Genomic DNA, 9872 nt, shown 5'->3' on the forward strand with positions numbered 1-9872 from the left:
AAAACAGACACCGGTCTTCTTTGGCTCGGCGATCAACAACTTCGGCGTCAAAGAGCTGCTCGATGCCTTCGTTGAATACGCGCCAGCGCCGCTGACCCGTGCGACGCGCGAGCGTCCGGTCGAGCCGCGGGAGCCGAAATTTAGTGGCTTCGTGTTTAAGATCCAGGCCAACATGGACCCGGCGCACCGCGACCGCGTCGCCTTCCTGCGTGTCTGCTCGGGCAGCTACAAGAAGGGCATGAAGATGCGCCACGTGCGCATCGGTAAGTCGGTCCAGGTTGCCAATGCCATCACCTTCCAGGCCGATGAGCGGCGCCAGGTCGAGGAGGCCTGGCCCGGCGACATCATCGGTCTGCACAATCACGGCACGATCCAGATCGGCGACACCTTCTCCGAGGGCGAAGACCTCAAGTACGAGGGCGTGCCCTATTTCGCCCCGGAGCTGTTCCGGCGCGTTGTGCTCAAGGACCCGCTCAAGCTCAAGGCGTTGCAGAAGGGCGTGCTGCAGCTATGCGAGGAGGGCGCGACCCAGGTCTTCCGACCTTTGAAGAACAACGACATCATCCTCGGCGCGGTCGGTGTGCTGCAGTTCGAGGTGGCCGCCTATCGGCTCAAAGGCGAGTATGGCGTTGAGGCGGTCGTTGAGGCCGTCGGCGTGCATACCGCACGCTGGGTCGAATGCGATGATCCGAAGATGCTCGCCCGCTTCAAGGAGAAGGCCTATGAGAATCTGGCGCTGGATGGCGATGAACAGCTGGTTTATCTCGCCCCTACCAGGGTCAATCTGGATCTGACCCAGGAGCGCTGGCCGGACATTCGTTTCAATGCGACCCGCGAACTTTGACCGGTCGGGCTGTCACAAGGCAGGAGCATCGTGACCGATTCCGGCAGCGAAGATGGTCTTGTGACCATGATAACGGGCTTCTAAAACCATGTTCTCATCCTTGACCATCGGCCGTAAATTGGCCGCATCTTTTGCTGTTGTGCTGGTGATCCTGTTGGTGATTGCCGCGATCGGTTGGATCGGCTTGAGTCGCATGAGCAGGGCGCAGGATCAGGTGGCCGCGACCTATGAGCAGGCCATCTTCCAGGTGCAAAAAGAGGTGGATCACCTGGTGTGGGTGAACGATCTCGCCAATGTCTTTGTCCTCGGCTCCGAGTTTCAGGGGCAGCTCGACCACACTCAGTGTGATTTCGGCAAATGGTTCTACAGCTTCCGTGGCAGTGACGCCTATGCCGAGGCCCCAGACGATTTTCGCCGCACCTTCGCTGCCATCGAGCAGCCCCATCGGGCACTCCATCACAGCGCCGTTCGTCTCCTACGGGCGGTGGATGAGGGCGACCGGCAACAGGGGTTGACGATCTATCAAGGTCAGACCCTGGACCAGCTCGCGACGCTGCGGGGGCTGTTAGACGATCTGGGGGCTCAGCTCACCGAGCAGCGTGAGGCGGTGATGGCCCAGGCCGAGCGCACCGCCCTGGTCGCCACCACGACCATGATTCTGGCCGCGCTGATTGCCGTGGCCCTGGCGCTGACGCTGGGATGGCTATTGACGCGGGCGATTGTGACCCCGCTGAAGAGCACCAGCCGCCATCTGCGATCGATCGCCGAAGGGGAGGGTGATCTGACCCAACGCTTGCCGGTTGAGGGTCGCGACGAGGTGGCCGATCTATCAGCGGCCTTCAATGGCTTTGCCGAGCGCGTGCATGGCCTGGTCAAGCAGGTGGTGGCAGCATCCGGGCAGCTGGCGTCCGCTGCCGAGCAGCTCTCCGTGACCAGCGGCGAGACGCGCCAGCAGGTCCATAGTCAGCAGCTGGAGGTAGAGCAAGTGGCCACCGCCATGAGCCAGATGGCAGCGACGGTCCAAGATGTGGCGAGCAATGCGGCAGAAGCGGCTAGCACCGCCGATCATACCGACGAGCAGTCCAAGACCGGCACCCAGGAGGTGGAGCGGACTATCGAGACCATCCAGGCCTTGGCGCAGCAGGTGGAAGAGTCCGCGACGATCATTAGCACCCTGTCAGCGGACAGCGACGAGATCGGCAAGATCCTAGAGGTGATTCGGGGCATCGCCGAACAGACCAATCTGCTGGCGCTGAATGCGACGATCGAAGCCGCCCAGGCCGGCGAGCAGGGTCGAGGCTTTGCCGTGGTGGCGGATGAGGTGCGGACCCTGGCCTCCCGCACCCATGCTGCAACCAAGGAGGTGCGCGACATGATCGAGCGCCTGCAGTCGAGTGCCTCCAGGGCGGTTCAGTCGATGGCAGAGGGACGCGACAAGGCTCGCGGCGGCGTCGATCAGGCGGCGCGGGCAGGCGAATCCCTGCAGGTGATCAGCCGCTCCATCGGCACGATCAACGCCATGAGCACTCGCATTGCCGGTGCGGCGGAGCAGCAGTCGGCGGTGGCGCTGAAGGTGAATTGTAATGTGGAAAACATCAGCGAGGAGGTCCAGCACACCGCCTCTGGTGCTGACCAAATTGCCTCCACGAGTGAAACGTTGTCGCACCTTGCCGCCGATCTTCAGGGCCGTGTGAGCCGGTTCAAGGTTTGATCCCCGGGGGCGGCAAGTGACAGGAAGCGAGTTGATCATCCTTGCGCCTGGTCTTCTAGGACCCGTGCCTGTGCTGCCGGAGCGGGCGCCATCGACGCCTGCGCTGGATTTGCTGTTGAAGCGTGGCCGGCTGAAACAGGAGCCAGCGGCCAGTGCCGCCGAGACCTGCCTGACTCAGCATCTGCTGCAACGGTTTGGTGCCCAAGCGAGCGCACCCTATGCCCGTGCCGCCGATGACCCGAGCTGGGATCGACGTGGCGTGGTGATGCATGCCGATCCGGTCCATTTGCGCCCCGACCGCGATCAGCTGCGATTGTTCGATGCGCGGCATCTCGGCATCAGTCGCGATGAGGCGAACGCGCTTGTTCAAGCGGTGAATGCGCATCTGAAGGCACATCTGGCCGACGACGGTCTGCGTCTGGTGGCACCCGTCGCCTCACGCTGGTACCTGGAGATGATCGAGCGACCGCGGTTGCAGACCCATCCACTCGAGACCCTGATCGGCCGCCATATCGATGGCCTCTTGCCAACCGGCGCCGATGCCAGGCGTTGGGCGGCACTGATGAGCGAGTTGCAGATGCTGTTGTTCCAGTCCCCGGTGAATCGCGAGCGAGAGGCGCGCGGTCGGCCCGCCGTGAACACGCTCTGGCTGGCGGGCGTTGGAGAATGGCAACCCTTGGCGGCGCCATCAGGACTGACCCAAGTCTGCGCCGAGCAACCGCTGGCACGTGGATTGGCCGCGGCCAGCGGACTCGATCTAAGCGGCCTCGATGACTACCGACCCGGCCCAGGAGTGCTATTGATCGAGGCCGAGATGGCCGATGGCATGCTGGATGCCGATCCGGACAGCTGGTGCAGCGCCGTGGCGGGGGTCGAGACGCGAGCCGCGCAGGCGCTGCAGTCTCTGCGAGCTGGCACGCTCAAGGCGGTTTGGCTCGATCTCTGCGACGGACGTCAATGGCAGCTAGACCGCAGCCGTTTACGCCGTTTCTGGCAGCGGCTGCAGCCAGTTGTGGAGCGGCTCGACCAGCCGCCGACAGCCGAGGCCGCTCCAACGGATTGACGGACAAGATGGGCTAAGGCGGTTTCTGTCAACACTTATAGCGCCTTGCTGGTCCCTTCGCTCGCCTTCTTCGTCGCCCCGGAAGATGAAGCGCCTATTTCAGGGTAAGACGACCGGTTTTGCGGGCTCATGCGATCCAGCGCTCGGTGCGAAGAGCGATCCGAGCTAGCATGCTAGACACCCGTTCAGCGCTGACGTCGCCAAACCAGGGTCCGATTGTTGACCGGCATCGCAATGTCGGCCTCGAGCGCGAGTCCCGCTGTGCGAGCGAAGCCTTCCAGTTCGCGCAAGTCGCGCACCCCACTCATTGGGTCGCGCATGCGCAGTGAGCGATCAAAAAGCGCATTGCTTTCGCTGGTATGGCGACCATCCTGGCTAAACGGGCCATAGAGCAGGAACTGACCCTGATCCGACAGCAGTGCACCCACGCCGTTGAACATCCGCTCGACCTGCTCAAGCGACATGATATGCGCGGTATTGGCGCTGTAGATCGCGTCATAACCGGTGCCAGTGAATGCGCTGATCCAGTCGGCGTCGACATCGAGCTCCAGCGCTGGGGGTAGGTTTGGCAGCCTTGCCTCCTCAAGCCAGAGCCTGATCCCGGGCAGGTGCTGGGCCACATCGGTGCATTGCCAGCGCAGATGCGCTAAGGCTGCCGCGAAATAGACCGCGTGCTGGCCGGTGCCGCTGCCGATCTCGAGCACCGAGCGTGCCGAGGCGAGCCGCGGGGCGATGACCTCGAGGATAGGCTGCTTGTTCTCTTCGCAAGCAGGTGAAAAGGGTTTGTCCATCATGGGGAGGGTCTCCGCTGCGTCTCGCGATGCCAGCGCTCGGCGTCGAAGCCGGCCAGCGCTCTCGACGAGAGCGCTTTGCTGGAGCGAGCAGGTACCGGGTCGGGCACTGGGTCATGGACTGGATCGGGCATGGGTTCAGGCACGGAATCAGGAAGTGGGATCAGGTACTGGGCCTAGCTCTGGCTTGTTGCCCGGATTTGAGGCCCGTGGCTGGTCTTCGCAACCAGCCTGACGAGGTGGCGCTGATGCCTGTTGCGTGGATCAGCTATCATGCGCATTTCTTATCCATCCCTTGTTGCGAGACCTCAATGCGTGGAGCGCTGCTGAGCATAGTGCTGATCGGTGTCGGGTTCTTAGCAGCCTGCGCTGCGGGCGGCTCGCGCACCCATGGCGCTGACCCGATTGAGGTCCCGGATAGGATGCACGCTGGCCAACGTGCCATAGAGCAAGGGTTTGACTCGGACACAGGTCTGAACGCTGCCGATGGCGCTGCCGATTTGCTGGCTTACGAGGTTACTGGCCTTGAGCATGAGGACAGCGCCAAGCAGCAGTCCAGCTTCCCCATCGATAGCGCTGCCTTTGATGCCGGCGTGCTCTATGCCATGGCCTATCTGCCCTCGGCGAGCGGTGTCGAGACCGAGCGCTCAAACGGGTTGGCTGAGCTCTACGCGGACGCGCGCCCTGGCTACGATCTGTACACCTTCATCCTCGGGGGGCCGATTGGTCACGCGCTTGACGCAGATGCTGCCAGCTATCAGGAGCTACTGCGGGTGATCGACACCTATGTGCTGGGTGATACCGGTGACTCAGACAAGGGTAGCGGCCAGCATGGCTTCTTGATCCAGGTCGATCCTCAGACTGGTCTTGGCGCCGGTGGTATCGCGGGCGATGCTCGGCAGTCCGAGGATGCCAGTCTCGCGCAGCGGGTGCGGCCTGAGCTCTCGTTGCAGATGCAGTTTGCGCTGGCTCGGCAACTGCGCATGTTCGGGCAGCTGGAGCTTGCCGACCGGCTGGAGCAGTCGAACGGGCCTTTCCTCGTGACCAGTCTTCGCCCAGCCTTGATTCCGATGTCAGAGCATGTGCCCTTATTGATCGTCGATCTGCAGGATCTGGGTCCCGAGTACATGTATTCGCTCGTCGACGCTTACGATCGGCCCATTCCCGGCGATTTGATTGGTCGTCCTGAGAGTCTGTTGGCCATCGGTCGTCGCGTCCAGAGGATGTTTCCTGATCATCGGCTCGACCGCGGTGCCGAGCCACCGCCTTCGGCGACCTGGATCTGGTTGATCGGAGCGCCTGGTCAGGCCAACGCGTTCGCGGCGACATCATCAGAGGAGAGTTGATCTTGGGCGGACGTCTTAGCGGTTTATTTCGATTCCTGATTGGCATCCTGCTGCTGCAGGCGGCAACGGCATTGCTGACCTATACCGCGCTGATGACCGATCTCGAGCAGACGGTCTATCTCTTCGCCGGTGTTGCCGCACTGCTCGGGTTTCTGGTCGCGCTCTGGTTCGACTCGGTAGTCGGCACCGTGCGCGAGCAGACGCTCGCGCAGCAGCATAAGCGGCACACGCGCGAGCGCGAGAAGCTGCGCATGCAGGCGGAGCGCGAGAAGGCCAAGCTGGCTGCGCGGAAACAGAAGGATTCTGGCGGTGCCAAGCTGCGCACCGGCGTTGCCGTTGGCGGCGTGGTTGGGGTTGGCGTGGCGATGATGTTTGCCCAGTTCTTGACCCTAGGACTGCTGACGATCGCGACTGCCGGTGGCGCGGCGGCCGGCTATGGCCTGCGCGTTCGCCAGGAGAAGCGCCTGCGCATCCAGAATGCGACCCAGAATAACGAGCGGCTGATCGCGTCCACCGCCGACGAGCTTCCCGCGCTCGAGTCGCAATCGGCGACCTCGCGCCGGCGCCGGAAGAAGGTCAAAGAGTAGGGATGTTCTCGCGCAGCTCCTGCAGCCAGATCGCGGCCTCAGCATCGCTTGGCGCACGCCAGTCGCCGCGTGGCGAGAGTGAGCCGCCCGAGCCGACCTTAGGACCGTTCGGCATACAGCTGCGTTTGAATTGGCTGATCTGGAAAAACCGGAACAGGAAGACCTCCAGCCAACGCTTGATCTCAGCAAGATCGTAGTCATGGTGCCGCGCCGCGGGCAGATTATCAGGCCATTGGCCCTGGTCCTTGTCGTGCCACGCATGCCAGGCCAGGAAGGCGACCTTGCTCGGTCGCAGCCCATAGCGGGTGATCCAATAGGTATTGAAGTCTTGCAGCTCATAGGGGCCGATCTTGGCCTCAGTGCTCTGTAGACCACTGATCGCCGCGGGGGCCGAGGCGTCCGCACCCGGCCTGACGCCGGTCTCGGCAGCGGCTGCAACATCGGTCGTGAGACCGTGACGGGCTGCAAGTTGCGCCCTATCCGCTGATGCCGCCTCCACGTCTGCCTCGCCGGTGGCGGTCGATGCCGGGCCATCGTCATGCACAGGCACCAGCTCGGGTGAGATCTCGGTGTCGAGGATCGCTTGCAGGATGCCGTTGGTGCTGGCATCGAACTGCTTGCTCGCGATGACCCAGCGGATCAGATACTGGATCAACGTCTTCGGCACCGAGGCATTGACGTTGTAATGCGACATCTGGTCGCCCACGCCATAGGTAGACCAGCCGAGCGCGATCTCTGATAGGTCGCCGGTGCCGAGCACTAGCGCATTGTGGTGATTCGCCAGCCGGAACAGGTGCGAGCTGCGCTCGCCGGCCTGGACGTTCTCGAAGGTGACGTCGTAGATCAGTTGGCCTTCGGCGAAGGGATGGCCGATGTCCTTGAGCATCTGTGTGCAGGAGGGGCGGATGTCGATCTCGTCAGCTTGAACGCCGAGTGCCTGCATCAAAGCCAGCGCGTTGGCGCGTGTCTCGCTGCTGGTGGCAAAGCCAGGCAGGGTGTAGGCGAGGATGTTGGTGCGCGGCAGCCCGAGTCGGTCCATGGTGCGCGCCGCCACCAAGAGCGCCTGGGTAGAGTCGAGCCCGCCGGAGACACCGATCACGATTCGTTGGATGCCCGTGGCCTGCAACCGCTTGGCCAGCCCATGGACTTGGATGTTGTAGGCCTCGTAGCACTGTGCATCGCGCTCGCTGCTGTCGGCGGGCACATAGGGGAAACGGGCGATCTCGCGTTTCAGGCCGAGGTCGCCTCTGGGCAGCGTTGGACTGAAGTGCACCCGGCGTATCGATTGCAGCCGTTCGCGCTCGGCACGAATGCTGTCGCTGAAGCTGGTCATGCGCAGCCGCTCTTGGTGCAGGCGTTCCAGATCGATGTCAGCAACGATCATCTGCTCGGTGCTCGGGAAGCGCTCGGACTCGGCCAGCAGTCGATCCTGCTCGAAGATCACCGCATGGCCATCCCAGGCCAAATCTGTGGTCGATTCGCCGGGGCCAGCCGCCGAGTAGAGGTAGGCGGCGAGGCATTTGCCGGATTGGGCCGCGCAGAGGTCGTTGCGGTAACTCGCCTTGCCAATGGTGATGTTGCTGGCCGAGAGATTCAGCAAGACCGTCGCGCCGGCCATGGCGGCGTAGGTGCTAGGTGGGATCGGTGCCCAGAGGTCCTCGCACAGCTCCATGTGCAGGACCAGGCCGGGTAGGGTGTTGGCCTCGAACAGCAGGTCGGTACCGATCGGGACGACTTGGCCGAGCAGCTCCGTCTCGCGCCTGAGCAGCGCATCGGCCGCGGCAAACTGGCGTTTTTCGTAGAACTCGCGATAGCTCGGCAGATAAGACTTGGGCGTGACGCCGAGGATTCGGCCGGCATGGATGGCGACCGCGCAGTTGAACAGGCGGCCATCGAGGCGCAATGGCAAGCCCACCGCGAGCAGCGGCCGCAGCTCGCAGCTCGCCTCAACCAGCTGCGCGAGTGCCGCGAGCGCTGCGTCGAGCAGGGTTTGCTGATGAAAGAGATCGTCATTGGTATAGCCGGTGAGCCCCAGCTCCGGGAACAATGCGATCAGTGCACCGGCCTGATCGGCGCGACGGGCGAGGGCAATGGTCGCTGCCGCATTCGCAGGCGGGTTGGCGATCTGCACCTCGGGTACACAGACCGCGGCCCTGACCATGCCTTGCTGATAGAGGTTGAAGAATTCGCTCACGGCGTCAGCATGCTGACGCTCAGGCTGGGGTGCCGCGGGTCGTCTCATCGTTATCGTGGTCACGGAACTGGGCGAACCCTTGGATGTTGTCAGTCATCATCTAGTCGTCACGAGTGGATGCTCTGAGTGCCTCGATCGCCCGCCGAAGAACGGCGGCATCCGCCTGATCCTTAGGCCGCAGACCTTGCTTTGTCTTCCACGGGCCCTGAAGCCCCAGCACGGGGATCTTCACCCCATCCATTAGCATTCCCTGTGAATGTTGTTCCAACTCCGAGAAGGCAACACCCGCCACCGCGGGCATGACGTCGATCGTGATCTCGTCATTGATGCGAATGGCGTGCAGATAAGCGCCCTCGAAAGGGTCGATTTCGTTGACCAATGCTCGGGCTGCCCCGTCGGGCAGTTCTGAGAGTGCTAGGACCCAGCGCCGGCTGTTTTCCGGGTCTGGCGCGACAGCAATATCGATATCCTCAGTCATTCGAACGTAGCCATGGGCGGCAAGCGCGTATCCTCCCACCAGCAAGTAACGAACCTCATAACGATTCAATAAACGTGCCGTGGCGATGACATCTTCCCAGCTTGCTGGTCGCGTAAACAGGACATCGCTGGCATCCCTGTCGGCGTCGGCCTCAGACGTCGTCCTTGGGCTCTTCAGCAATCTCAGCAACCAGTTCCACATGCCAACGCTCCCAATCGGCGTTTGCCTCTTCCATCGTCCGGGAGCGAAAGACGCCTTTCGGTACGCGCGAGCGTCGCGATGCCATCGCGCTCACCCAAGCGCGTTCTTCTCGCGTTGGAGGACGCAGCTCGCCGACTGGGCGCTGCCGGCGCCGCCCGACGATGCGTTGAAACTCTGGCATTCCAGCAATCCTCATCCGAACCCTATCGTCGTATCAGATACCATGCACGATGGCGTCTATCGCAGCCTCTGCCGGTGGCGATCGTCACAGAAGTCGGCCTGTTCAATCTAGGCGTAAACCAAGATCGGAGCAACCACGAAAAACGCCCCGAGGCGGGGCGTCGTCGAATCAGCGGCCGGTCTTTGTCTGATTCAGTGGCTGCTGCATCCTTGCAGGCGGTGCCGGACCACGTGCGTCAGTCGCCGGTGTAAGGCTCCTTCAGCGTCACTAGCTCCTCAGCGCTGACCGGATGGATGGCGACCGTGTTATCGAAGTCTTCCTTGGTCGCGCCCAGCTTCACCGCCACAGCGAAGCCTTGCAGCATCTCGTCGACGCCGTCGCCCACCATGTGGATGCCCGCCACGCGTTCGTTCTCACCGGTGCAGACCAGCTTCATCGCGGTGCGTGGCTCGCGCTTGTTGAGCGCATATTTCATC

The 9872-nt window shown here is 62.8% G+C and carries 10 protein-coding genes and 1 pseudogene; 5 read left to right on the forward strand and 6 right to left on the reverse strand.

The window, feature by feature from the left end; genetic code table 11:
• On the forward strand, positions 1-844 hold an 844-nt coding region (locus tag ACY693_RS09245), incomplete at its 5' end, for an EF-Tu/IF-2/RF-3 family GTPase (protein ID WP_462321539.1).
• Between the two features lie 12 nt (positions 845-856).
• On the opposite strand, the gene ACY693_RS09250 is transcribed toward ACY693_RS09245, so the two are convergent.
• Positions 857-1039, reverse strand: a complete 183-nt coding sequence (locus tag ACY693_RS09250; protein ID WP_462321540.1) for a hypothetical protein — start codon at positions 1037-1039, stop codon at positions 857-859.
• Between ACY693_RS09250 and ACY693_RS09255 the strand changes: the two genes are divergently transcribed.
• On the forward strand, positions 1038-2555 hold the full coding sequence (locus tag ACY693_RS09255; protein WP_462321541.1) for a methyl-accepting chemotaxis protein: 1518 nt from the start codon (positions 1038-1040) through the stop codon (positions 2553-2555). The two genes, ACY693_RS09250 and ACY693_RS09255, sit on opposite strands and share 2 nt — an antisense overlap.
• A gap of 16 nt (positions 2556-2571) precedes the next feature.
• A complete protein-coding gene (locus tag ACY693_RS09260; protein WP_462321542.1) occupies positions 2572-3618 on the forward strand; it encodes a hypothetical protein in 1047 nt (348 codons plus the stop codon).
• A gap of 185 nt (positions 3619-3803) precedes the next feature.
• Here ACY693_RS09260 and ACY693_RS09265 read toward each other — a convergent pair whose 3' ends face one another.
• Positions 3804-4409, reverse strand: a complete 606-nt coding sequence (locus ACY693_RS09265) for a DUF938 domain-containing protein (RefSeq protein WP_462321543.1) — start codon at positions 4407-4409, stop codon at positions 3804-3806.
• A 248-nt stretch (positions 4410-4657) separates the two neighbouring features.
• On the opposite strand from ACY693_RS09265, the gene ACY693_RS09270 reads away from it, so the two are divergent.
• Positions 4658-5755, forward strand: a complete 1098-nt coding sequence (locus ACY693_RS09270; RefSeq protein WP_462321544.1) for a hypothetical protein — start codon at positions 4658-4660, stop codon at positions 5753-5755.
• A 2-nt stretch (positions 5756-5757) separates the two neighbouring features.
• Positions 5758-6342, forward strand: a complete 585-nt coding sequence (locus tag ACY693_RS09275) for a hypothetical protein (RefSeq protein WP_462321545.1) — start codon at positions 5758-5760, stop codon at positions 6340-6342.
• Here the strand turns inward: ACY693_RS09275 and ACY693_RS09280 are convergent.
• The 4 genes and pseudogenes from ACY693_RS09280 to ACY693_RS09295 form a co-directional block, all read right to left on the reverse strand.
• Positions 6332-8536 carry an NAD(+) synthase gene (locus tag ACY693_RS09280; protein ID WP_462321546.1) on the reverse strand — a complete coding sequence of 735 codons (2205 nt, stop codon included), beginning with the start codon at positions 8534-8536 and terminating at the stop codon, positions 6332-6334. The genes ACY693_RS09275 and ACY693_RS09280 overlap by 11 nt on opposite strands.
• A 100-nt stretch (positions 8537-8636) precedes the next feature.
• Positions 8637-9215 (reverse strand): nucleotidyltransferase domain-containing protein, encoded by a 579-nt coding sequence (locus ACY693_RS09285; RefSeq protein WP_462321547.1) that lies wholly within the window; start codon positions 9213-9215, stop codon positions 8637-8639.
• The gene (locus tag ACY693_RS09290) at positions 9166-9396 is read right to left on the reverse strand and encodes a hypothetical protein (RefSeq protein ID WP_462321548.1); all 231 of its coding nucleotides are present in this window, start codon (positions 9394-9396) and stop codon (positions 9166-9168) included. The genes ACY693_RS09285 and ACY693_RS09290 overlap by 50 nt, the downstream gene beginning before the upstream one ends.
• 235 nt (positions 9397-9631) lie before the next feature.
• A pseudogene (locus ACY693_RS09295) lies at positions 9632-9872 on the reverse strand (glutathione-disulfide reductase); the annotation flags it as partial.

This window comes from Halochromatium sp. (genome assembly GCF_054919635.1).

What these genes read in the sequence shown, in the direction of transcription:
- ACY693_RS09285 (WP_462321547.1), bottom strand. Translation starts at nt 9,215, where the DNA reads ATGTGGAACTGGTTGCTGAGATTGCTGAAGAGCCCAAGGACGACGTCT.
- ACY693_RS09250 (WP_462321540.1), bottom strand. Translation starts at nt 1,039, where the DNA reads ATGCGACTCAAGCCGATCCAACCGATCGCGGCAATCACCAACAGGATC.
- ACY693_RS09270 (WP_462321544.1), top strand. Translation starts at nt 4,658, where the DNA reads ATGCCTGTTGCGTGGATCAGCTATCATGCGCATTTCTTATCCATCCCT.
- ACY693_RS09255 (WP_462321541.1), top strand. Translation starts at nt 1,038, where the DNA reads ATGAGCAGGGCGCAGGATCAGGTGGCCGCGACCTATGAGCAGGCCATC.
- ACY693_RS09290 (WP_462321548.1), bottom strand. Translation starts at nt 9,396, where the DNA reads ATGCCAGAGTTTCAACGCATCGTCGGGCGGCGCCGGCAGCGCCCAGTC.
- ACY693_RS09265 (WP_462321543.1), bottom strand. Translation starts at nt 4,409, where the DNA reads ATGGACAAACCCTTTTCACCTGCTTGCGAAGAGAACAAGCAGCCTATC.